The 22,141-nt window shown below is 73.6% G+C and carries 21 protein-coding genes; 9 read left to right on the top strand and 12 right to left on the bottom strand.

The features are described 5' to 3' along the window. Positions 1 to 13: 13 nt before the first annotated feature. Positions 14 to 1,306: a GTP-binding protein gene (locus tag AC0QU1_RS14045; RefSeq protein ID WP_483570049.1), complete on the top strand. Its 1,293-nt coding sequence runs from the start codon at positions 14 to 16 to the stop codon at positions 1,304 to 1,306. 179 nt (positions 1,307 to 1,485) lie between these two features. Here the strand turns inward: AC0QU1_RS14045 and AC0QU1_RS14040 are convergent, their stop codons facing one another. After that, the gene (locus AC0QU1_RS14040) at positions 1,486 to 2,811 is read right to left on the bottom strand and encodes a sensor histidine kinase (RefSeq protein ID WP_483570047.1); all 1,326 of its coding nucleotides are present in this window, start codon (positions 2,809 to 2,811) and stop codon (positions 1,486 to 1,488) included. Beyond that, entirely contained in the window at positions 2,808 to 3,464 is a 657-nt protein-coding gene (locus AC0QU1_RS14035; RefSeq protein ID WP_483570045.1) for a response regulator transcription factor, read from the bottom strand. Before AC0QU1_RS14035 ends, AC0QU1_RS14040 begins: the two co-directional genes overlap by 4 nt. Positions 3,465 to 3,782: 318 nt before the next feature. Between AC0QU1_RS14035 and AC0QU1_RS14030 the strand changes: the two genes are divergently transcribed. From AC0QU1_RS14030 to AC0QU1_RS14015, 4 genes are read left to right on the top strand one after another with little or no spacing between them, the layout of a single operon-like run. Next, positions 3,783 to 4,322, top strand: a complete 540-nt coding sequence (locus AC0QU1_RS14030; protein ID WP_483570043.1) for a hypothetical protein — start codon at positions 3,783 to 3,785, stop codon at positions 4,320 to 4,322. A gap of 2 nt (positions 4,323 to 4,324) precedes the next feature. Beyond that, positions 4,325 to 5,380 (top strand): peptidoglycan-binding protein, encoded by a 1,056-nt coding sequence (locus tag AC0QU1_RS14025; protein ID WP_483570041.1) that lies wholly within the window; start codon positions 4,325 to 4,327, stop codon positions 5,378 to 5,380. Further along, positions 5,377 to 6,075: an ABC transporter ATP-binding protein gene (locus AC0QU1_RS14020; RefSeq protein WP_483570039.1), complete on the top strand. Its 699-nt coding sequence runs from the start codon at positions 5,377 to 5,379 to the stop codon at positions 6,073 to 6,075. The genes AC0QU1_RS14025 and AC0QU1_RS14020 overlap by 4 nt, the downstream gene beginning before the upstream one ends. Further along, positions 6,072 to 7,331, top strand: a complete 1,260-nt coding sequence (locus AC0QU1_RS14015) for an ABC transporter permease (RefSeq protein WP_483570037.1) — start codon at positions 6,072 to 6,074, stop codon at positions 7,329 to 7,331. The genes AC0QU1_RS14020 and AC0QU1_RS14015 overlap by 4 nt, the downstream gene beginning before the upstream one ends. A gap of 313 nt (positions 7,332 to 7,644) precedes the next feature. Here AC0QU1_RS14015 and AC0QU1_RS14010 read toward each other — a convergent pair whose 3' ends face one another. Both AC0QU1_RS14010 and AC0QU1_RS14005 read right to left on the bottom strand, forming a co-directional pair. Beyond that, positions 7,645 to 8,556, bottom strand: a complete 912-nt coding sequence (locus AC0QU1_RS14010) for a ketopantoate reductase family protein (RefSeq protein ID WP_483570035.1) — start codon at positions 8,554 to 8,556, stop codon at positions 7,645 to 7,647. A gap of 44 nt (positions 8,557 to 8,600) precedes the next feature. After that, the gene (locus tag AC0QU1_RS14005) at positions 8,601 to 9,245 is read right to left on the bottom strand and encodes a LysE family translocator (protein ID WP_483570033.1); all 645 of its coding nucleotides are present in this window, start codon (positions 9,243 to 9,245) and stop codon (positions 8,601 to 8,603) included. Between the two features lie 222 nt (positions 9,246 to 9,467). On the opposite strand from AC0QU1_RS14005, the gene AC0QU1_RS14000 reads away from it, so the two are divergent. Next, positions 9,468 to 10,574: a serine hydrolase domain-containing protein gene (locus AC0QU1_RS14000; RefSeq protein ID WP_483570031.1), complete on the top strand. Its 1,107-nt coding sequence runs from the start codon at positions 9,468 to 9,470 to the stop codon at positions 10,572 to 10,574. A 3-nt stretch (positions 10,575 to 10,577) separates the two neighbouring features. On the opposite strand, the gene AC0QU1_RS13995 is transcribed toward AC0QU1_RS14000, so the two are convergent. After that, on the bottom strand, positions 10,578 to 11,207 hold the full coding sequence (locus AC0QU1_RS13995; RefSeq protein WP_483576689.1) for a response regulator transcription factor: 630 nt from the start codon (positions 11,205 to 11,207) through the stop codon (positions 10,578 to 10,580). After that, complete coding sequence (locus AC0QU1_RS13990; protein ID WP_483570029.1) at positions 11,207 to 12,505, bottom strand: sensor histidine kinase; 1,299 nt, start codon at positions 12,503 to 12,505, stop codon at positions 11,207 to 11,209. The genes AC0QU1_RS13995 and AC0QU1_RS13990 overlap by 1 nt, the downstream gene beginning before the upstream one ends. Positions 12,506 to 12,634: 129 nt before the next feature. Here AC0QU1_RS13990 and AC0QU1_RS13985 point away from each other — a divergent pair, with 129 nt between their 5' ends. Together AC0QU1_RS13985 and AC0QU1_RS13980 are read left to right on the top strand one after the other, a co-directional pair. Continuing rightward, complete coding sequence (locus tag AC0QU1_RS13985) at positions 12,635 to 13,312, top strand: DedA family protein (protein WP_483570027.1); 678 nt, start codon at positions 12,635 to 12,637, stop codon at positions 13,310 to 13,312. 7 nt (positions 13,313 to 13,319) lie between these two features. Then, a complete protein-coding gene (locus tag AC0QU1_RS13980; RefSeq protein WP_483570025.1) occupies positions 13,320 to 14,777 on the top strand; it encodes a serine hydrolase domain-containing protein in 1,458 nt (485 codons plus the stop codon). Positions 14,778 to 14,799: 22 nt separating this feature from the next. On the opposite strand, the gene AC0QU1_RS13975 is transcribed toward AC0QU1_RS13980, so the two are convergent. The 3 genes from AC0QU1_RS13975 to AC0QU1_RS13965 form a co-directional block, all read right to left on the bottom strand. Continuing rightward, positions 14,800 to 16,422, bottom strand: coding sequence for an aminoacyl--tRNA ligase-related protein (locus AC0QU1_RS13975; protein WP_483570023.1), 1,623 nt, complete (start codon positions 16,420 to 16,422; stop codon positions 14,800 to 14,802). A gap of 155 nt (positions 16,423 to 16,577) precedes the next feature. Next, positions 16,578 to 17,468 carry a KPN_02809 family neutral zinc metallopeptidase gene (gene ypfJ, locus AC0QU1_RS13970; RefSeq protein WP_483570021.1) on the bottom strand — a complete coding sequence of 297 codons (891 nt, stop codon included), beginning with the start codon at positions 17,466 to 17,468 and terminating at the stop codon, positions 16,578 to 16,580. A gap of 125 nt (positions 17,469 to 17,593) precedes the next feature. Beyond that, a complete protein-coding gene (locus tag AC0QU1_RS13965; RefSeq protein WP_483570019.1) occupies positions 17,594 to 18,250 on the bottom strand; it encodes a hypothetical protein in 657 nt (218 codons plus the stop codon). 205 nt (positions 18,251 to 18,455) lie between these two features. Here AC0QU1_RS13965 and AC0QU1_RS13960 point away from each other — a divergent pair, with 205 nt between their 5' ends. After that, on the top strand, positions 18,456 to 20,054 hold the full coding sequence (locus AC0QU1_RS13960) for an ABC-F family ATP-binding cassette domain-containing protein (protein WP_483570017.1): 1,599 nt from the start codon (positions 18,456 to 18,458) through the stop codon (positions 20,052 to 20,054). 290 nt (positions 20,055 to 20,344) lie between these two features. Here the strand turns inward: AC0QU1_RS13960 and AC0QU1_RS13955 are convergent, their stop codons facing one another. Genes AC0QU1_RS13955 through AC0QU1_RS13945 form a run of 3 tightly spaced genes read right to left on the bottom strand, consistent with a single transcriptional unit; the run spans position 20,345 to position 22,109 of the window. After that, positions 20,345 to 21,295: an SURF1 family cytochrome oxidase biogenesis protein gene (locus AC0QU1_RS13955; RefSeq protein WP_483570015.1), complete on the bottom strand. Its 951-nt coding sequence runs from the start codon at positions 21,293 to 21,295 to the stop codon at positions 20,345 to 20,347. Further along, the gene (locus AC0QU1_RS13950; protein ID WP_483570013.1) at positions 21,292 to 21,543 is read right to left on the bottom strand and encodes a hypothetical protein; all 252 of its coding nucleotides are present in this window, start codon (positions 21,541 to 21,543) and stop codon (positions 21,292 to 21,294) included. The genes AC0QU1_RS13955 and AC0QU1_RS13950 overlap by 4 nt, the downstream gene beginning before the upstream one ends. Further along, complete coding sequence (locus AC0QU1_RS13945; RefSeq protein WP_483570011.1) at positions 21,543 to 22,109, bottom strand: DUF3099 domain-containing protein; 567 nt, start codon at positions 22,107 to 22,109, stop codon at positions 21,543 to 21,545. Before AC0QU1_RS13945 ends, AC0QU1_RS13950 begins: the two co-directional genes overlap by 1 nt. Positions 22,110 to 22,141: the final 32 nt, after the last annotated feature.

The following is a 22,141-nucleotide window of genomic DNA, read 5'->3' as shown; positions in this document are numbered from 1 at the left end:
GCAAGGAGGCAACATGTACCGAACCGGAGAGAGCCGCGGAATCATCCCGGTCAGCGTCCTGGCCGGCCTCGATCCCGTGCTGCGGGACTCCGTGCTGTTCGGCCTGCTCATGGACGGTCCGGGCGTCGTCGCCGTGCGGCACGACATCTGCGAGGACGGGTTGCGGCGCGTCGTGCTGGACGCCACCGGCGTCGTCGAGGACGTGCTGGTCCCGCTGGAGCACGCCTGCCTGTCCTGCGCCGTCCGCGAGGACGCCGTGCCCACCATCGCGCGCCTCGCCCGGGACGACCGCCGGTCCCAGGTGATCCTCGCCCTCCCCGTCAGCGCCGAGCCCCTGCCCGCCGCGCGGGCGCTCGCCGCAGAGACCGCGCCGGGAGGCGCCTTGGAGCACACCCGTGTCGCGACCGCGTTCGCCGTCGTCGACGCCGAGACCCTCCAGCACGACCTGTTCGGCGACGACACCCTCGTCGAACGCGGCCTGGCGCTGACCGGCGACGACGAGCGCTCGGTCGGCGAGGCGCTCGCGGCGCAGATCGAGCAGGCGGACCTGGTGGTGACGACCGGACCGGTGTCGACGGGCGCGGGGGCGGGGCCGGCGGGCGGTCGTTCGGGGGGCGGTGGGGCGGCGAGTGACGAGGCGGCGCGTGGGAGGGTGGCGCTGGGCGAAGTGGCGATGGGCGCGGAGTCGGCGGGTGGCCGTTCGGCGAGTGGTGAGGCGGCGAGCGCGGGGGCGGCGTGGGCGACGGCGTCCGGGCTGGTGGACCGGCTGCGTGGTGCCGGGACGCGGCGCGTGGACGGGCTGCAGACGCTGTCGGCCGCGGACCTCGCGGCGGCGAAGCACTCGCCCGCACGTGCCGAATGTCGGGCGCATCCGCTCGGGGCGCTGGTGATCGCCGGCCCTGGTGGCGTGCCCGGCGACCGGAGCTGGACACTTGAGCTGCGCTCGCCGCTGCCGTTCCATCCTGAGCGGCTGCTGGAGCACATCGAGACGCTCGGCGGGGGAGGGATGCGGGCGCGCGGCGTGTTCCATGTCGCGGATCGCCCCGGCCTCGCGTGCCTCTGGGACGGTGCGGGCGGGCAGACCGCCGTCGCGGACCTGGGGCCGTGGTCGGAGGTCTGCTCCGGGACAACGCCGCACACCCGGATCGTGGTCGTGGGGGCGGTGGACTCCGGCGGCGACGCCAGGCAGCGGCTGCGCGAGGCGTTCCATGCGGCGCTGTGCACGCCGGAGGAGGTGGCCGCCGGCGTCGAGTGGCTGTGGCGCGAGGACCATCTGGCGCCGTGGCTGGGGGCGCGGTCGGTCTGAGCATCTGGGCCGGTTGGCGCTCTGGTCCGCGCCGGTGCGTGCCTGGGTGGCTTCCGATCCAGGAGAGGTCCGGGGAGACAATCCTCGCGGGGGTGTGTTGCGGAGAGTGAACATTGTTCCGTCTCCGCAACACACCCCCGCGAGGACCTTTCTCCCGGCAGCGTCCTTGAGTCTCCTGGCTAGTGTCCTTGTGCCGGTGCTGTGGCGGGGAGCGTGACGCGGACGTCGAGCCCGCCGTCGGTCCGGGGTGTTGCCGCGACCGTTCCCCGGTGGGCGTCGGTCACGGCCTTGACGATGGCGAGCCCGAGCCCGAAGCCAGTCCGCTCCGGACCGGCCTGCCCTGAGCCGGTCCGGTCGGGATCGTCTGCGCGGCCTGGATCACCTCCGCGGTGGTCGGCTCCGGTCCGGCCGCCCTGCGTGCGGTCGGCGCGGTTGCGCCGGAACGGCTCGAAGAGGCCGTCCACCTCGTGCGGCAGCACCTGCGGCCCGGTGTTCACCACGCGCAGCTCGGCCGAGCCGCCGACGACGGCGGTGGACACCATCGCCCAGCCTTCGTCGACGTTGTGGCGCAGGGCGTTCTCGACGAGGTTGCGGACGAGCTGTTCGAGCAGGACCGGGTCGCCTGTCGTCGGCGCGGGGCGCAGGTCGGCCCGTACGTCGATTCTCCGGTCCTTGCCGGTCGCTGCCGTTGTCCCGGGCGTCGCGGTGGTGACGGCGATCGCGGTGCGGGCGAGGTCCGCGAGGTCCACGCGCACCGGGCTCTCGACCGGGTTGCCGCTGTCGGCGAGGATCAGGAGCCGCTCGATGAGGGCGGAGTTCTTCTCGTTGAGCTCCAGCAGGGTCTTGCCGAAGTGCACGGTCTCGGCGGAGGCTGACGGCTTGGTGATCTCCAGCTCGATGAGCGCTCGTTCGAGGGCCAGGGGAGTGCGCAGCTCGTGCGACGCGTTCGCCACGAAGCGGCGCTGGACGTCGAACGCGCTGTCGAGCGACGTGAGCATCGCGTCGAAAGAGTCGGCCAGGCGCTTGATGTCGTCCCTGCGGCCGGTCATCGCTATCCGTTCGGACAGGTCGCGCTCGGGTCCGCGGGCGTTCGCGATGCGCTCGGCCGTGCCGGTGATCGTGTGCAACGGACGCAGGCCGCGGCCCGCGATCACCCAGCCGGCCGCGCCGGCCGCGAGCCCGATCCCGAGCACGACGAGCGAGCCCTGGACGAGGAGCGAGTCCAGGGCGGCGTCCTTGATGTCCTCGCGCCCCTGCTGGATCTGCGCGGCGAGCTCTTCGACGGGGACCGTCGACCCGTCGGGCAGGGTGACCGTGTCCTGCCCGGACTCGGCCGCCTCCTGGCGCACCATCGCTATCCGGTCGTCCGCGGCGTCGCTGCCGAGCTCCTGTTCGAGCCGGTCCTGCACCACGAGGTACAGGAGGGTCAGGATCACCGCGCCGGCGGCGAGGAACAGGCCGCCGTACAGGACGGTGAGCCGAGCGCGCAGGCCGAGCCGGCTCATGGGATCTGGTACCCCGCGCCGGGCACCGTGCGGATCACGGGCGGGTCGCCGAGCTTGCGCCGCAGCTTCATGAGGGTGACCCGCACGGTGTTGGTGAACGGGTCGATGTTCTCGTCCCAGACCCGTTCCAGCAGCTCCTCGGGCGACACGACCGCCCCGCCCGCGCGCAGCAGCTCGACGAGCACCGCGTACTCCTTGTTCGCCAGGGCGACCGGCTCGCCGTCGCGGGCGACGCTCCGGCTGGACTGGTCCACCCGCAGGCCGGCGCGGTCCAGCACCGGGGGCACCGCGGCGACCGCACGCCGGGCGAGGGCGTGCACCCGGGCGCAGAGCTCGGCGAAGGCGAAGGGTTTGGTCAGGTAGTCGTCGGCGCCGATGGCGAGCCCCTCCACGCGTGCGCGCACGGCGGAGGCGGCCGTGAGCATGAGCACGCGGGCGTGGCTCGGGCTCTCGACGATCCTGCGGCACACCTCGTCGCCGTGGACCACGGGCAGGTCGCGGTCGAGCACCACGACGTCGTAGTCGTTGGCGTCGAGCTTCTCCAGCGCCCGCCCGCCGTCGTGCGCGACGTCGACGGCGAACGCCTCGCGGCTCAGCCCCTCGGAGATCGCGGCGGCAAGGCGCGGCTCGTCCTCGACCACCAGTACCCGCATCGTCGACCTCCTCGCTCCTCGTCGGCGCTCCGGGGCTGCCTTTCGCCGTCGGTCCCGCGGTGCTGGCATTCCCCGCGGCCCGCACCGTCGGCATCTCGCATCCTCGTCGCCCGGCAGCGTCGCCGCCCTTCACCGCCGACATTCCTCGGCGTCCCGGCGCCCCGCCGTCGGCATCCCTCTGCGCCTGAGCTCCAGTGTCGCCGATCGCGCATAACGCCGGCGTAACCGGCCGGACCGGTGGTTACGGCGGGGTTATGGGCGCCCTCGTCTACTGATCCCACCGGCGGCGGACCACGCCGCCCCAGTCTGGAGGACGAGATGAGGACACGACGGAGCCTCGCCGCAGCGGCGGCGAGCACCCTCCTGGCCGCGCTGCTGCTGGCCGGGTGTGGCAGCCCGGGCACGGCGGACACGACGGCGCCGGACGCCGGGTCGAGCGCGGACACCGACGGCGGCGACGGCAGCAGCAACGCCGACGGCGGCGCCGCCCAGCCGACGCCGGACGCGCAGGCCTACGCCCAGTGCATGCGGGACAACGGCATCGAGGTGTCCGACCCGGACCCCGAGACCGGCCTGCCCCAGTTCGCCGACTCGGTCGACCCGAGCAGTGCCGCCGTGCAGGCGGCGATGGAGGAGTGCCAGGACCTGATGCCCTCCGGCCTGCGGGGCGAGACCACCGAGCAGGACATGGACGTCTACCTCGCGTTCGCCGAGTGCATGCGCCAGAACGGCCTGCCCGACTTCCCCGATCCGCAGCCCGGTGCGGAGGGCCTGTTCGGGGACACCGGCGTCGACCGCAACGACCCCGCCTACCAGCAGGCCGCCGAGGCCTGCGGCGACATCCTGAGCGGGGAGTGACCATGCGGCACACGAGCCGGTACCTGGTCGGCGCGGGCGTCGTCGTCGCGGCCGCCGTGGTCGTCGCTGCGGCGATCGGCTTCGGGGGCGGCACGACGCCGTCCGCCGACGCCGACGGGCTGCCGCCCGCGACCGCCGAGGTGACCAGGGGCACGCTCACCCAGACCCAGCAGGTGGGCGGCCTGATCTCCTACGGCGAGCCGGTCGGGCTGGTCGCGCAGCAGGACTCCGGGGTGGTGACCTGGGTCGCCGGCCCCGGCACGACCGTGGGCCTGGGCGAGCCGATCTACGCCGTCGACGGGAAACCGGTGGTTCTCCTGCACGGCACCATCCAGCCCTACCGGACCCTCGGCGAGGGCTCGACGGGCGGCGACGTCGAGCAGCTCGAGCAGAGCCTGCACGACCTCGGCTACGCCGACCTCGACGTCGACACCACGTACGACGCGGCCACGGCCGCCGCCGTCGTCGACTGGCAGAAGTCGCTCGGCTGGAAGCAGACGGGCTACGTCGAGCCCGGCCAGGTCTTCGTGCACGACGGCGACCTCCGCGTCGCCCTCGAAGGCCTCACGCCGGGCAGCCACCTCGGCGTCGAGCCGAACCAGCAGGTCGTCACCTACACCGGCACGACGGCGGTGGCCAGCATCCCCCTCGACGTCGAGCTGCAGCACCTCGTCGAGAAGGGCGACCCGGCGGAGGTGACGCTCCCGGACGGCGTCGTCGTGGACGGCGAGGTGAGCAGCGTGGGCAAGGTCGCGCAGGAGATCGAGGAGGAGACGTTCGTGACCGTCGTGGTGCAGATCAAGGACCAGAAGGCGCTGGCAGGGGGCTTCGACGCGGCGCCGGTGACCCTGCGCATCGTCACCGGCGAGAGCAAGGACGTGCTCACCGTGCCGGTCACGGCGCTGGTGGCGGCGCCAGGCGGCGGGTACGCGGTGGAGGTCGTGGCCGACGGCGACACGTCGTTCGTACCCGTCGAGACCGGCATGTTCGCGCAGGGCATGGTCGAGGTCAGCGGCTCCGGCATCGCCGAGGGCGTCACGGTCGGGGTCGCGGAGTGAGCGCGTCGCACGGCCTCGTGACGCTCGACGACGTCTCGAAGGAGTACCCGGGCGGCGTCACGGCGCTGCGCGGGGTCAGCCTCGCCATCGAGCAGGGGGAGCTCGTCGGCGTCGTCGGACCGTCCGGCTCGGGCAAGTCGACCATGCTCAACGTGCTCGGGACGCTCGACCGGCCTACCTCGGGCACCGTGACGATCGGCGGCTACGCCGTGGGCGCGCTGACGGACGCCGAGCTCTCCGCCCTGCGGGCGCAGACCATCGGGTTCATCTTTCAGCAGTTCCACCTCGCTCCCGGCGTCCCCGTGCTGGAGAACGTGGCCGACGGCCTGCTCTACTCCGGGGTCGCGCGGCCCGAACGGCTCGACCGCGCCCGCCGGTCGCTGGACCGGGTCGGCCTGTCGCACCGGGTCGGGCACCGCCCGCACGAGCTCTCCGGCGGGGAGCGCCAACGCGTGGCGATCGCCCGCGCCGTCGTCGGCGAACCGCAGCTGCTCCTGGCCGACGAACCCACCGGGAACCTCGACTCCGCCTCGGGGACCGGAGTCATGGACCTGCTGCGGGAGCTGCACGGCTCCGGCACCACGGTCGTCATCATCACCCACGACCGCGACATCGCCGGCTCCCTGCCCAGGCAGGTGGAGATGCGCGACGGCGAGAAGGTCGCCGACAGCAGCCAGATCGGAGCACTGTCATGAGCGGTACGCCAACCGATCCGGGCGTTCTCCCGGCGGTCTCGCTCCCGCCGGGCGTGCCGCCCAGGCTCCGGCCGGCCCGGCTGTCCGCCGGCGACCTGCTCCGCGTCGGCGGCTCGGGGCTGCGCTCGCGGCCGATGCGGATCTTCCTGTCGGCGCTGGGCATCGCCATCGGCATCGCGGCGATGATCTCTGTGGTGGGCATCTCGTCGTCGAGCCGGGAGGACTTCAACCGGCAGATCGCCGAGCTCGGTACCAACCTGCTCACCGTGAGCCCCGGCCAGGACCTGTTCGGCGAGGAGGCCCACCTGCCCACCGAGTCCGTGCCGATGATCGGCAACCTCGACCTCGTCGAGTCGGTGAGCGCCACCGGCGTCCTCGCGGACGCCCGCGTGTACCGGAACGACCACGTGCCGGAGGCGGAGTCGGGCAGCATCGCGGTGACGGCGGCGCAGCTCGACCTGCTCGACGCCGTGGGCGGCACGGTGCTCACCGGCGCCTTCCTCAACGACGCTACCGCGCACTACCCGGCGGTCGTGCTCGGGTCCGAAGCCGCTGAGCGGCTCGGCGTCGGCTCGGTGGGTCCGGAGCAGCAGGTCTACCTCGGCGGGCAGTGGTTCACCGTCGTCGGCATCCTGGCGCCCGTGGTGCTGGCGCCCGAGCTGGACACGGCCGCGCTGATCGGTTGGCCGACGGCGACCGACCTGCTCGGCTTCGACGGGTACCCGACCACCGTCTACACGCGGGCCGACGAGGCCCAGGTCGAGACCGTGCAGGGCATGCTCGCGCGGGCCGCCAACCCAGCGGCGCCCAACGAGGCCGACGTCTCACGCCCCTCGGACGCCCTCGCCGCACAGCACGCGGCCGATGCCACGCTGAACGCCCTGCTCCTGGGCCTGGGTGCGGTGTCGCTGCTGGTCGGCGGGATCGGGGTGGCCAACACCATGGTCATCTCCGTGCTCGAACGGAGGGGTGAGATCGGACTGCGCCGTTCGCTGGGCGCGACCCGGGGCGATATCCGGAACCAGTTCCTGGCAGAGGCGCTGCTGCTGTCCGGGCTCGGAGGGGTTGGCGGGTTGTTCCTCGGGATCGCGGTGACCGGGCTGTACTCCGCGCTGCAGGGCTGGCCGACCGTTGTGCCGCCGTGGGCCATGGTGCTGGGGCTGGGCGCGACGTTGGTGATCGGCGGGCTGGCCGGGCTGTATCCGGCGACGCGCGCGTCCCGGCTGGCGCCGACGGAGGCGCTGGGGGTGCCGTGAGCCTTGGGGTTGGCTGGGGCTGGCTTTCGCGGGCTGGTGCCAGGCAGGCCTTGAGGGCTGGCGCCTGGCTGGCCTTCGAGGTCCGGAGTCCGGCTGGTCTTCGGGGGAGAAGTTTCCTCCGAGGGTGTGTTGCCGACAGTGGACATCGTCTACTCACGGCAACGCACCCTCGTGAGGAGGTTTCTGCCAACAGCTCGGCTGTCACGCTCTTCCCCTGGACCGGGCGGGTTGGTCTGAGAGTGGGTGTTGAGCGTGTTCACTGGTGGACGATAGCGGCGTGACCGGGACAACCGCCCGTCTTCCTTTTCCGAGATCAGGCGGAGCGATCGGCGCCAGGCAGGCGCGCGTTGATCCTGCCCATCACGTCGTCCAGCACCGGTGTGGCGATTCCGTGAGCCTCGGCTCGGCGGCGCACCGCGCCGCCGATGGCATCGAGCTCGCCCGGCCGGCCGGCCTCGATGTCCGCCTGCAGGGACGAGCGCATCGTCGCGGGGAAGCCGCTCAGGATGCCGTGCAGGTCCTCAGCCGTGGTCGGTACGCCCTCGGCCGACGCGGTCGCGGCGATCTCGGCCAGGAGGTCGGAGGCCAGGTCGGGGTCGCGGGTGAGCGCCTCGCCGATACCGGTGCCCCATGCCGAGGTCAGTAGTGCGAGCGGGGCGAGGAAGCGCAGCTTCTTCCACAGCACCTCGCCGTCGGTCCCGTCGGTGGCGACGACGTCGATGGGGGTGTCCCGGAGCGCGGTCACGGTGCCGAGCTCGGCGGCGCCGTCGGGCACGACGACCCGCAGCAGCGTGCCGCGGTGCCGGATCCGGGCCGGGCCGAACCCGCCTGCGCCGGTGCGCAGCGTCTCGCCCGCGATGGTTCCGCCGACGACCCGGACGCCGGGCAGCGCCGTTCGCAGCACGTCGAGGTGGTCCAGGCCGTTGAGCAGGGACAGCACCTCGACGGGCGCGGCATCGGCGAGGAGCCGGACGGCGTCCGCGACGCCCTCGGCCTTGACCGCCACCACGACGCGCGCGCCCCGCGGCACCTCCGTGACCGCGGTGAGCGGGGCGTGCCAGGTGCCGAACTCGTCGGTCTGGACGTCGATGCCGTGCTCCGCGATCTGCCGGGCCGTCCTCTCCCGGGCGACCACGACGACGTCGTGCCCCGCCTGCTGAAGCATGGCGGCGACCAGGCCGCCGATCGCGCCGGGTCCGATGACGGCGATGAGGGTGTCAGCCATGGGGCCATGGTAGGCGGGGCTCATCGCGCTGACGCCCTCCGTCGTCAGGCCCTGGCCCTGCCCTCGAGGGCGAGGCCCGCGCCCAGGCCGACCATCGCGACGCCGCCGGCGACGCTCAGGTGGTCGAGCCGCTTCGGGTTGCGGGAGAACCACGTGCGGGCCTGGCTGGCGATCAACGCGAGGATCGAGTCCTGGCAGAGGGCCAGTGCGCTGAACAGCAGCCCGAGGAGCAGGAGCTGCGGCGTCGCCGGGGCGGCGCCGTTCGTGAACTGCGGGAGGAACGCTGCGAAGAACACGATGGTCTTCGGGTTGGTCACGCCGACGACGAATCCCGTCCAGACCGCGCGCCGCGCGCTCGCCGGGCGTGCCTTGTCGGGCGCTGCCAGGGCGAGCCGGGCGTCGGCGCGGTGCCGGATCGCCTGGATCCCCAGGTAGATCACGTATCCGGCGCCGACGAGCTTGAGCACGGTGTAGGCGGTGGCGGACGCCTCGACGAGCGCGCCGAGCCCGACCGCCACGCAGACGACCTGGACGAGCAGGCCCAGCGCGTTGCCGCTCACCGACAGAAGGGCGTCGCGACGTCCGACCGTGAGGGCGCGGCCGATCGCGAACAGGACGCTGGGTCCGGGTAGAGCGATGAAGACGACGGATGCCGCGAGGAAGGCGACTAGCTGGGGTGCTTCAGGCATGGGGTGATCGTAGCCATCGGCTCCGTGGTCGGTGCTGGGGCGGTGGACCTTGCCACGGTCGAGGGCTTCCGTACCGCCTCCCCGTCGACCGGCACGGCCGCCGCCAGACGGTCGTCGTGGGAGAAGACCACGACCTGCGACATGTGGTCCGGCGGTGTCCCGCAGCACCCGGTGCGGCTTCCCGCAGTCCGTGGGATCGTCCCGGTTCCTATGTTGATGGTCATGTCTGCACCGTCCACCGCTCGCCGCGCGATCGGCGCCGTCCTCGTCACGAGCCTGGCCCTCGGCGCAGGGGCCGCCCTCACCGTGAGCCTGGCCCGCCCGCAGGTGCTGAGCGCTGTCGCCGCGAGCACCTCGACGTCCACCTCCGCCGCCGTCCTCTCGGTCACCGCGCCCGGTCCGTCCGGCATCTGGACGTCCGGCCACGCCAGGCCCGGCCGCACCGGGGCGCCCTCCGGCGACGAGCGCTTCCGCATCGGCAGCATCACCAAGACCTTCGTCGCGACGGCGATCCTCCAGCTCGTCGACGAGGGACGCGTGGACCTCGACGCCCCCGTCGAGGCCTACCTGCCCGGCATGGTCCCGGGTGGCGCCGCCATCACCGTTCGCCAGGTCCTCAACCACACCAGCGGTCTGTACGACTACATGAAGGGCGAGGGCTGGTCCACCAACCGCTGGCGCGGCGACGCCCGCCTCACCGCCTACACACCGGACGACCTGCTCGCCGAGGCGTTCCGCCACGAGCCCTACTTCCCGCCGGGTACGGACTTCCGCTACTCGAACACCAACTACATCGTGGCGGGCAGGATCGTCGAGGCGGTCACGGGCCGGCCGTACGAGGACGTCGTCCGGCACCGGATACTGGAGCCGCTGGCCCTGCACGGCACCACGTTCCCCGGCGACGACGCCGGTCTGCCGGAGCCCGCCGTCCACGCCACCACGACCCTCGACGACGGTGCGGCCGTCGACGTCACCGAGCAGAACGTCTCCCTCGACTGGGCGGCCGGCGAGATGGTCTCGACGGCGGGCGACCTCCAGACCTTCTTCGACGCGCTGCTCGGCGGGGACCTCATCAGTGAGGAGTCCCTGGCCGAGATGCGCACGACCGTGCCGATGGGCATGGGCTTCCACTACGGGCTCGGCCTGGAGCGCTTCGACCTGCCGTGCGGCGGCAGCCTCTGGGGCCACGGCGGGCAGCTGCTCGGCTACGTCACCTACGCCTACCGGCGCGACGACGGCCGCGGCCTCACCCTGCTGCTCGCCTCGGGCACGGGCGACGGCTTCGTCCCGTTCGCGGCGGCCGCGACCGCGGCGTACTGCCTGACGTGAGCATCACGCCTCCAGGTACCGCAGGATCGCCAGCACCCGCCGGTTGTACCCGTCCTCGGCACGCAGCACGAGCTTGTCGAAGATCGCGTTGGCGGACTTCTCCACCGCCGACACCGACACGTACAGCGCCGCCGCGATCCCGGCGTTCGTCCGGCCCTCGGCCATCAGCCCGAGCACCTCCAGCTCCCGCGACGTCAGCCCGCCCAGCGCGTGCGTGGTCGACCGGAACAGCTGCCCCACCACCTCCGGGTCCAGCACGAGCCCGCCGGCGGCCACCCGGGACAGCGCGTCCAGGAAGTCGTCCACCCGCATCACCCGGTCCTTGAGCAGGTACCCGACGCCGCGCGCCTCGTCGCCGAGCAGCACCCCGGTGAACTCCCGCTCCACGTACTGCGACAGCACCAGGATCCCGACGTCGGGCCACCGCTCCCGGATCTCCGCCGCCGCCCGCACGCCCTCGTCGGTGTGGGTGGGCGGCATCCGCACGTCGAGCACGACGACGTCCGGTCGCTCCGCGGCCAGCCGCGCCAGCAGGGGCTCTGCGGAACCGTACGCCGCGACGACGTCGTGTCCCTCGTCCGTCAGCAGGCTGCGGATGCCCTCCCGGAGCAGCGCGGAGTCCTCGGCCACCATCACACGCACGGCAGCGTCACCTCGATCCTCGTCGGCCCACCCGCCGGGCTGACCACGCTCAGCGTGCCGCCCGCGGCGGCCACCCGCCCGGCCAGGCCGGCCAGCCCGTGGCCGGGTCGCGGCTGCGCGCCGCCGACGCCGTCGTCGCTGATCACCACGCGCACGACGGCGTCAGTGGATTCGGGGTCCGCGACCAGCGACACACCGACCCGTGCCGCCTGTGCCCCGGAGTGCTTCGCCACGTTGGTCAACGCCTCCGCCACCACGTAGTACACCGTCACCTCGACCCCGCCGGGCAGCCGGCCGGCCACCGCCCACTCCAGTACCGTCGGCACGGCCGCCCGGCCCACGAGCTCCCGCAGCACCGGCTCCAGCCCGTGCGTGTCCAGCGTCGTCGGCCGCACCCGCCACGCCACCGCCCGCAGGTCACCCACCAGCAGCTCTACCTCCTGGGCCGCCTGATCCAGCAGCCTGACCGCGGCGGTCCCGGCCGTGACCCCAGCGCCGCCCGCAGTCCCGGTGCCAGCCGTGACCCCGGGGGCGGCCGCCGTCCCCAGGCCGGCCGCGACCTCACCGCCGGCAGCGGCCCCAGCACCGGCCGCGGCCCCCGCGACCGCCCGCCGCGCCCGGTTCACCAGCAGCCCCACGGCGACAGCCCGCTGCTGCACGCCGTCGTGCAGGTCCCGCTCGATCCGGCCCCGCTCCGCGTCCAGCGCCGCCAGCAGCTCCGCCCGGCTGACGGTCAGCGACTCGACCTGGGCCGCCAGGCGCTCGCTCCGGCTCGGCGCCAGCCACCGAGACGCTGCCGCCCGGTCCAGCACGCCCACGCCGAACAGGCCCATCAGGTCGAGGTACAGCAGGACCGCGCCGAGGGGCACCATCGAGAGCAGCTCGGAGGTGGTCAGACCCCCGCCGTCGCCCTGCAGGGGCGCGTCGACCGTGAGCCGCACGTCGAACAGCCACGACGCCAGGCTCACGACCACCCCGAACAGCCCGTACACCAGCAGCCCGAGGACGAGCACGCCCAGCAGCCCCACGGCCGACCGGACCAGCAGGTACCCAGCGGCCCGGGGAGAGGTGAGCACCGCGCCGTCGTCGGCCCACCCGAGAAAGCGCACGGTACGACGGCGATGCCACGCGACCAGAGCGGCAGCGGGCCGAAGCGGCGCGGTGCGCCGCGCCGTCACCAGCGCGGGAAGGCAGCAGACAAGATCCGCCGGCCACGTCACCGCCCCGAGGGCGGCGCCCCACAGCATGCGGGCAGGGGTGCTGCGCCAGACGGCGGGGGCGGGGCTCACCTCGCCAGGATAAGGACGCCGCCGCCCGCGCGGACTGCGGAAAACCACACCCGACCTGCGGCATACCCGCACGACGCTACGGCGGACCGCAGTCCACCGACCCCCGCGCGGCCCAATAACGTAGGACCCATGACGACACAGAGCCTCGCCACCACCGTCGCCGACTGGGCCATCGGGCTCATGGAGACGCTCGGCGCACCGGGGGCAGGCGTAGCGATCGCCCTGGAGAACCTGTTCCCGCCCCTGCCGAGCGAGGTGATCCTCCCGCTGGCCGGGTTCACCGCCGCGCAGGGCACCCTCGTGCTGTGGCAGGTGCTCATCTGGACGACGGCGGGGTCCGTGGTCGGTGCCATCGCCCTCTACGGCCTAGGGGCGTGGCTGGGGCGCGACCGGCTGCGCCGCATCGTGGACCGGATGCCGCTGGTCAAGCTGGAGGACGTCGACAAGGCCGAGGCCTGGTTCACCCGGTACGGCGACTGGGCGGTGCTGATCGGCCGGGTCATCCCGATCGTGCGCAGCCTCATCTCCATCCCCGCGGGCGTGGAGCGGATGCCGATGCTGCGCTTCCTCGCGTTCACCACGCTCGGCTCGGGCGTGTGGAACACGCTGCTGGTCGGCGCCGGCTACCTGCTGGGGGAGCAGTGGCATCTCGTCGAGGAGGGTGTCGGCGTGTTCCAGCGGGTGGTCATCGTGGTGGCGGTGCTGCTGGTGGTGTGGTGGCTGGTGGGCACGCTGCGCAACCGGAACCAGGACACGCCCCGGCACGCCCGGCAGGGCGAGTCACGCAACAGTGTCGATCGGGCATGATGCGGCTGTGACTGACGACCGCACCGCCCGGACCCTTCGCTCGATCGCCCCCTACCTCGCCGACTGGGCCTCGTTCCAGGCCGCCTACCGCGGCCTGCCGGGCCTGCAGCTCGCCGTCGGACGCCGCGGGGAGGTCTTCGTGGACCTCGCCTGGGGCAAGGCCAACCTGGAGACGGGCGAGGACCTGACCAGCGACCACCTGTTCCGCGTCGCGTCGCACTCCAAGACGTTCACCGGCGTGATCGTGCTGCAGCTCGTCGAGCGCGGCGAGCTGCGCCTGGACGACCGGGTGGGCGCCCTCGTGCCGGAGCTCGCCGGCTCGCGCGCCGAGGGCGTGACGGTCCGCGAGCTGCTGGGCCACCAGGGTGGCATCATCCGCGACTCGTCCGACGGCGACTTCTGGCAGCACTCCCGCCCCTTCCTCGACCGCGACCAGGTGCTGGAGTGCGTGCGCGCCGAGGGCGTCGTCTTCGAGCCGAACGAGCACTTCAAGTACACGAACATCGGGTACAGCCTGCTCGGGATCATCGTCGAGCGGGTCACCGGCAAGACGTACGACGAGGTGGCGCGCGCCGCCGTCGTCGAACCGCTGGGGCTGACGCGGACCGGGACCGAGCTGGACCCCGCCCGCGCCGCCGAGTACGCGGCCGGCCACACCGGCCGGATCACGCACGACGACGCGCGCCGCGTCGTCCCGCACGTCGACACCCGGGCCATGGCCGCGGCGACCGGCTGGTACTCCACGGCGCTCGAGATGGTCCGCTACGGCGGCGCGCACGTGTTCGGCGACACCACGCTGATCAGCGACGCGAGCAAGCGGATCATGCAGCGCGAGGAGTCCCGCGTGGTGGTGCGCGGCAAGGAGCAGGGCCGGTACGGGGTCGGGATGGGGCTCGGCAAGGTCGGGGACCGCGAGCTCGTCGGGCACTCCGGCGGGTATCCCGGGCACATCACGCGCACGTACATCGACCCGGTCGACGGGCTCGTCGTGTCGGCCCTGACCAACTCCGTCGACGGCATCGCCGACCAGATCGCCACGGGCGTGATCCAGCTCGTCGACCTGGCGCTCCGGGCCGCCGAGGAGGTCGCGGCGGCCGAGGCGTCGGCCGGCGCGGGGGCCGACGCCGCCGGGAAGGGCGGCGACGGGACGGGGAGCGGCCCCGTGCCGCCCGTCCCGGCGGACGCGCCCGTCGGGCGCTTCGCCAACCTCTGGGGTGTGGTCGACGTCGTGGACCTCGGCGGGATCCTGCACGCGATCAACCCCCGCGCGGTGGAGCCGGTCGGCGCGGCGCAGCGCATGGTCGTGTCCGACGGGGGCCTGGTGCAGGAGCCCGTCGCCGGGTTCGGCACGGTCGGCGAGCCGGTCCAGGTCGAGCGCGACGCCGACGGCGCCGTCACCGCCGTCCGGCTCAGCGCCATGACCTCGTGGCCGATCGAGGAGTTCCGGGCGCGCGCCGCCGGCTGACGACGGCGCGCCGGCCCGGTCCTCAGAGGGCCACCCGGTGCGCGCGGTTCCGCGCGGCCTCGGCCAGCCGTTCGCCGAGCTCGGCGAACGGCACCGAGGCCTCGGCACCCGACGCCGGGTCGGTCACCGCGAGCACGCCCGCCGCCACCTCGCGCGGTCCGAGCACGCCCAGCAGCGCGTCGCGCCGGCGTCGGGCCAGTCGGATCCGGTTGCCGAGCGACCCGTCCCGCTGCACCCGGACGCGCAGGCCACGGGCGCGCAGGTCGGCGGCCATCCTCGCCGCCTCGTCGGTGCCCGCCTCGACGTCGTCCCCTGCGCCGGACGCGCCGCCGGACGCGCCGCCGGAGACCGGCAGCAGGCAGACCTGCACCGGGGCAAGCCAGAACGGCAGCCGCCCGCCGTGCCGCTCCAGGAGGAACGCGACCATCCGCTCCATCGCCCCCACGGTGCCGCGATGGATCATCACCACCCGCTCGCGCGCGCCGGAGGCGGCGACGTAGGTCAGGTCGAACCGTTCGGGCTGGTTGAAGTCGAGCTGCAGGGTCGCGAGGGTCTCCTCGTGGCCGCGCGCGTCGAGCACCTGGACGTCGATCTTGGGCCCGTAGAACGCCGCCTCGCCGGGCTCGGCGTGCCAGGGCAGCCCGCCGCCGACGTCGGCCAGCACCTCCCGCAGCGCCTGCTCGGCCGACGCCCACTGCTCGGGTGCGCCCAGCCACTTGTCGGAGTCGTCCCGGCCCGACAGGCGCAGGTACGACACCTCGATCCCCAGGGTGCCCAGCACCTCCAGGATCGCGGCCAGCGCGGTGCGCACCTCGGAACCCACCTGGTCGGGGCGGCAGAAGACGTGCGCGTCGTCGAGGTTGATCTGGCGTACGCGGCTCAGCCCGGACAGCACGCCGGAGCGCTCGGCGCGGAACATCGGCGCGAGCTCCGAGTACCGCACGGGCAGGTCGCGGTACGAGCGGGGCTCGGACGCGTAGATCTGCGCGTGGTGCGGGCAGTTCGCGGGACGCAGGACCAGGGGGTCGGGGTCGGCGTTCGCGTCGGGGGCGGCGTGGGCCGCTGCGCCGTCGGCGGCATCGGCGTGGGCGACGGCGGCATCGGCGTGGGCACCGGGGGCCGGGTCGGCAGCGGCCTGCGCCAGTGCGCCAGGGTCAGCGGTTGCGGCCGGACCGGCCGGGTCGGCGTCGCCGTCGGCCCGTGCGGCCGGGCCGCCGTCGTCGGCCCGTGACCCGCCGACGAACATCGGCGGGAACATGTCGTCGGCGAACTTCGCCCAGTGGCCCGACCGCTCGAACAGCGACCGCTTGCCGAGCACCGGTGAGTACACGGGCTCGCAGCCGGTGCGGAGCGCGACCTCGCGCGCGTACTGCTCCAGCTCGTACCGGATCGCCGCGCCCGCGGGCAGCCAGAGCGGCAGGCCGGGGCCGACCAGCGGGCTCGAGTCGAAGATCCGCATGTCGCGGCCGAGCTCGCGGTGGTCGAGGACCGGCGGGGCGTCGTCCGCCGAGGGCCGGTCGGGGGTGGGCCGGTCGGAAGCGGGCGACCGGTCAGGGGCGAGTCGGCCGGAGGCAGGTCCGTCGGACGCCAACCGGTCAGGGGCGTGCCGGTCAAGGGCCGGTCGGTGCGATGCGGGGACGTTCATGATTGCTCCTTCGATGGGGGAGCTGCCCGGCGCCGGCCATGACAAAGGCCCCGGAGCGAGCTCCGGGGCCTGGTTGCTGAGTGCAGGGTCAGCGCGCGCCGGAGGGATCCGGCGTCGTCGTGCGTGCGCTGAGGTGCATGGGAGCAACCGTAACGTCAGAGGGTGGACGCGTCCAGCGCGTTGCAGTCCTGGATGGTGCCGCCCTCGTAGCCGATCGAGAACCACCGCACGCGCTGCTCGCTGGAACCGTGGGAGAACGCCTCGGGGTTCACGTCGCCGCCGGACCGGCGCTGGATGTTGTCGTCGCCCACGGCGGCGGCCGCCGACAGCGCCTGGTCCAGCTCCTCCCGCGTGATGGGTTCGAGGAAGGTCACGCCCGTGTCGGGGTCCTCGGTGGTCGCGGCGTTGCCCGCCCACATTCCCGCGAGGCAGTCGGCCATGAGCTCGATCCGCACGGAGTCGGACTCCGGCCCCGTCCCTGACCGGTCGGCCCGCTCGAACAGCCCGAGCTGGTTCTCGATGTGGTGGCCGAACTCGTGCGCCGTCACGTACATCTCCGCGAGCGGGCCGCCCTCGGCCCCGAACTGGCTGGAGAGCTGGTCGTAGAACGAGAGGTCCTCGTACACGGTGGTGTCGGCGGGGCAGTAGAACGGGCCCGTCGCCGACGTCGCCGAACCGCACCCGGTGTCGACGGCGTCGGTGAAGCTGACGACCTCCGGCAGCTCGTAGTCGACGCCGCCCTGCTGCGGCAGGGTGTCCGACCAGTACGCGTCGAGCGACTGGACCGCCGCGTTGAGCCGGCACTCGGCGTCGGTGTTGGCCTGCTCCGCCGTGCAGTCGCCGACGTAGCCCTGCTCGCCGCCGCCCCCGGCGTCGGAGGTGGTGCCGCCGAGGATGTCGGCGGGGCTGTTGCCCGTCAGCAGCATGTACAGCAGCGCGACGACGAGCACCGCGCCGCCGCCTCCGCCCGCGACGACGGCGCCGCGGCGTCCGCCACCCTTGCGGACCCGGCCGCCCTCGAACTGCCCGCCCTCGTTGAAAGTCACATGGCAACGCTACCGGGCCGGGGCCGCGCTCGTCGGACGCCAGAGCCTGCGGCCGGGCGGTGGTGTGCCGGGCGGTGCCGTGCCGGACCGGGCGGTGCTGGGCCGGTCGCCGCCCGACCCGGGGGTCAGGCCCCCCAGGTGCGCCGGTCCCGTGCGGCCAGGTGCACGATCTCCAGCTCGCGCTCGGTGAGCACCGGCCGCCGTCGGACCAGCCAGGGCACCAGCTCGTCGGCCGTGAGCACCTCCACGCCGTCGCGCGGGCCCTCGACCTGCGGCTCGTCGGTCCGGACGAAGACGATCACCGGCTGCACGCTGATCGGCACCCTCGTGGCCCGGCCCAGGATCTCCTGGGTGCGGCGCGCCTCGTACGCGGCGACGTCGGCGGTGACCTCTCGCGGCGGGCGGAACACCGTGTGGATGACGAAGACGCCGCCGGGCCCGAGCACGAGCTGGTCGAGCTCCAGGGCGCCGCGGTCGCCCTGGACGGACTGCAGGACGCGCCAGGTCGGGTGCTGCGCCACGAGCTCCCAGAGCTCCCGGGCGACGGCGCGGGCGCCGACGATCCGGCGGCTCAGGGCGCGGTGCTCCGGGTCGAACCGCCCGCGCAGCCGGCCGCGCACCAGGGAGCCGAAGTGCTGCCGCCGGTACGTGCGCCGGCGGGCGAGCAGGTGCTTGGCGGGCCGGTTGTGGGTGAGGTCTTCCCCGCGGCCCAGCCGGCCGCTGCGGAGATGAGGCAGCGCCTCGGCGACGGTGACGGGAACGCTGGAGGTCTCAGTGCCCATGCCGCGACGGTACGACGCCCCCACCATCCCCGCGCGCGGGAACGGTGATGCGTGTGGTCGGCAGAACGTCACGAGATCGGTACCTCGGAATGCCGACCTCCTGACATTCTGCCGACCACCGTCCTCCCACCAACTACACTGGGGCAGCCCCCGTCGCCGCGGGTTGGCATCCAGACTCGCCACCCCCGACGTGAGGAATACCTGCGTGATCACTGCCCATGGCGTCGAGCTGCGCGTCGGCGCGCGCGTGCTGCTGAGCGAGGCCACGTTCCGGGTCGCCTCGGGCGACCGGATCGGCCTGGTGGGCCGGAACGGTGCCGGCAAGACCACGCTGACCAAGACCCTGGCGGGCGAGACCCAGCCGACGGGCGGGCAGATCGTGCGCGGCACCGACATCGGCTACCTCCCGCAGGACCCGCGTACGGGCGACCTGGACACTCTTGCGATGGACCGCGTGCTGTCGGCGCGCGGCCTCGACCACGTCATCACGCGGATGCGCCAGACCGAGGTCGACATGGCCTCGGAGGACCCGGCGACGCAGGCCGCAGCGATGGAGCGGTACCCCAAGCTGGAGGCGCGCTTCCTGGCGGCGGGCGGGTACGCCGCTGAGTCGGAGGCGCAGATCATCACGGCCAACCTCGGCCTGGACGAGCGGGTGCTCGGGCAGCCGCTCGGCACCCTGTCGGGCGGCCAGCGCCGCCGGATCGAGCTGGCGCGCATCCTGTTCAGCGGCGTCGAGACGCTGCTCCTGGACGAGCCCACCAACCACCTCGACGCCGACTCCATCATCTGGCTGCGCGACTACCTGCGGGCGTACAACGGCGGCTTCATCGTGATCAGCCACGACGTCGAGCTGCTGCGCGCCACCGTGAACAAGGTGTTCCACCTGGACGCCAACCGGGGCGAGCTCGACCAGTACAACCTGGGCTGGGACGCGTACCTGGAGCAGCGCGAGACCGACGAGCGCCGCCGTCGGCGGGAGCGGGCGAACGCCGAGAAGAAGGCGGGCACGCTGCTGGCCCAGGCCGAGAAGATGCGCGCCAAGGCGACCAAGGCGACCGCCGCGCAGAACATGATCAAGCGTGCCGAGAAGATGCTCGGTGGCCTGGAGAGCGAGCGCGCCGCCGACCGCGTGGCCAAGCTCCGCTTCCCGACGCCGGCGCCCTGCGGGCGCACGCCCCTCACGGCGAGCGGGCTGTCCAAGGCGTACGGGTCCCAGGAGGTGTTCGCGGGCGTGGACCTGGCGATCGACCGCGGCTCGCGCGTCGTGGTGCTCGGCTTCAACGGTGCGGGCAAGACGACGCTGCTGCGCATCCTGGCGGGCGTCGAGGCGGCGGACACGGGCGAGGTCGTGCCCGGCCACGGCCTCAAGCTCGGCTACTACGCCCAGGAGCACGACACGCTCGACATGGACGCGACCGTCGTCGAGAACCTGCGGCACGCCGCGCCCGACCTCACCGACACGCAGGTCCGCTCGGTGCTCGGCTCGTTCCTGTTCAGCGGGGACGACGCAGACAAGCCCGCCGGCGTGCTGTCCGGCGGCGAGAAGACCCGCCTGGCGCTGGCGACCATCGTGGTGTCGGGCGCGAACGTGCTGCTCCTGGACGAGCCCACCAACAACCTGGACCCGGCCTCCCGCGCCGAGATCCTCGGAGCGCTCAAGACGTACGAGGGCGCCGTGGTCATGGTGACGCACGACGACGGCGCGGTCGAGGCCCTGGAGCCCGAGCGCGTCCTGCTGCTCCCCGACGGCGACGAGGACCTCTGGAACGACAGCTACCAGGAGCTGGTCTCGCTGGCCTGACCTGGGACGCCTGATCTGGGGGTCGCGCCGAGGCGAGGACCGGTCGCGGGTGAACTTCCCTCGCGGGGGTGTGTTGCTCAGGGTCGACAGTGTCCACGCTGAGCAACACACCTCCGCGAGGCAAATCATCCGGCGCAGTGTCTCCACGAACCGCGCTGCCCCCAGGTCGCCCACCCGGAGCGCGGAATCCTGCTTCACCGGAGCCCCCTCTTCGCGACCCTCGGTTCGCTCGACGGAGCGCTGTCTCAGGCTGCCTCGGCGGGCCTCGATCAGCGGAGCTGCGCCTCGAATCAGCGGAGCTGTGCCTCGATCAGCGCGTCTTCCTCGTCCTCGGCGCTCTGCCGCCTGTCCCGGGCCGGGCGGCGCGCCCGCACGCCGTCGGCGTCGGCCGCCTCGCCCGAGGCCAGCAGCAGGTCGCCCGCCGAGACCGTCTCGCCGCGCAGGGCGCCGCGTTCGCGGCGCCACAGGAGGATGTACCCGCCGATCGCGCCGATCGCGAAGATGCACCACTGGAACGCGTAGGACAGGTGCGAGCCGGGGTCGGTGTCCGGCTTGGGCAGGGCGGCCAGCGCGGTCTCGGGCGCGGGCTCCTCGGCGCGCAGCGCGCCGTAGGCGCCGACGGTGCGCCCGTCGGCCCAGGCGGCGCCGTCCGGCCCCGCCGCGAGCACCTGGGCGGTCGAGATCGCCTGCACCTGCCCGGCGGGCGCACCACGGTCCGACGGCGGCTCGTCCGCCCGCAGCGACGCCACCACGGTCACGGTGCCCGACGGCGGCGTGGGAACCGCGTCCGGGGCGGAGCCGTCGGACCCGAGCGGCACGAACCCGCGGTCCACGACCAGCACGATGTCCTGGCCGTCCGGGAGCCGCGCCTCGAACGGGACCAGCACGTGGTACCCGCCGCGCCCGCCGACCGGCCGGTTGCGCAGCAGCACCGTCGCGTCGGCGACGTACTCGCCCTCCAGCTCGACCCGCTGCCACACCTCGTCGTCCGGTACGACGGCGCCCGGCCCGTCCAAGATCTCGTCCACGGGCACCACAGGGGCTGACCAGTTGGCGTTGACGAGGTCGATCTCGGCGTTGCGCGCCTCGGCCCGGTTCCACTGCCAGCGGCCCGCCACCAGGCACAGGGCCGCGAGGACCACGGCGGCCACGGCGAGGACCACCCACTGGCGGGTCGTCCGCGGGCTGCGGGCGTCGTCCGGCGTGCCTTCGCCGTCTGCCGCGGCAGCGTTCTCGCTCACGACGCCCGGTCCAGCTCCGCCACGGGCACCGTCTGCTTCCAGAACGCCCGCGCCGCCAGGAACTGCTCGAGGTGCTCACGGTGCTCGTCGCACGCGAGCCACACCTTGCGCCGTTCGGGCGTGTGCAGCTTCGGGTTGTTCCAGAGCAGGCCCCACGCGGCCTGCTCGCGGCAGCCCTTGGCGCTGCAGATCAGCTCGCCGTCCGGCACGGGGTCCGGTGCGGCGCCCGAGAGTCCGAGAACGTCCATCAGCGGTCCGCTCGACCGTCCACGTGGTTGTCCACCCGATCGTGCGCGTGGTCGTCCGCCCGGCCGTGCGCGTGGTCGTCCGCTCGGCCGTGCGTGTGCGCGTCCGCCTGGCCGTTCGCGGGCGCCCGATCGTCCGCGTGCGCCTCCGCCCGGTCCTCCGTCGGATCGTCCACGTGGTCGATGACGCGGCCGGAGCCCGCGCCGCCGGTCCCGCCCGGGAAGCCGGTCCCACCCGCGAAGCCGTACCCGCCGGAAGAGCCGTTCCCACCAGCAGGTCCGCCGCTGGAGTCAGGCAGCTCCGTCAGCGCCGGCGCGGCCGGCGGCGTGACGGGGGACGCGTCGTGCGTGACCTTGTCCCGCCCCGAGTTGGCGATGAGCACCGCCGAGTACGGCAGCACGACCGCAGCGGCCACGAGCGCCCACCGGAGCCAGCCGTCCACCAGGACGGCGCCGATGATGCAGACCACGCGGATGGACATCTGGATGAGATAGCTGCGCGTGCGACGTGCCTGGTCCACCGCCAGCGGCTCGGGGGCCGAGGTGATGGAGGGAACGGGCTCGCTCATTCCGCCAGTCTACGTGCGCCCGCACCCTGCCG

It is taken from the genome of Promicromonospora noduliphila (assembly GCF_056951025.1).
The sequence above is the reverse complement of the archived record's forward strand: the minus strand, read 5'-3'. Positions and strand labels throughout refer to the sequence as shown.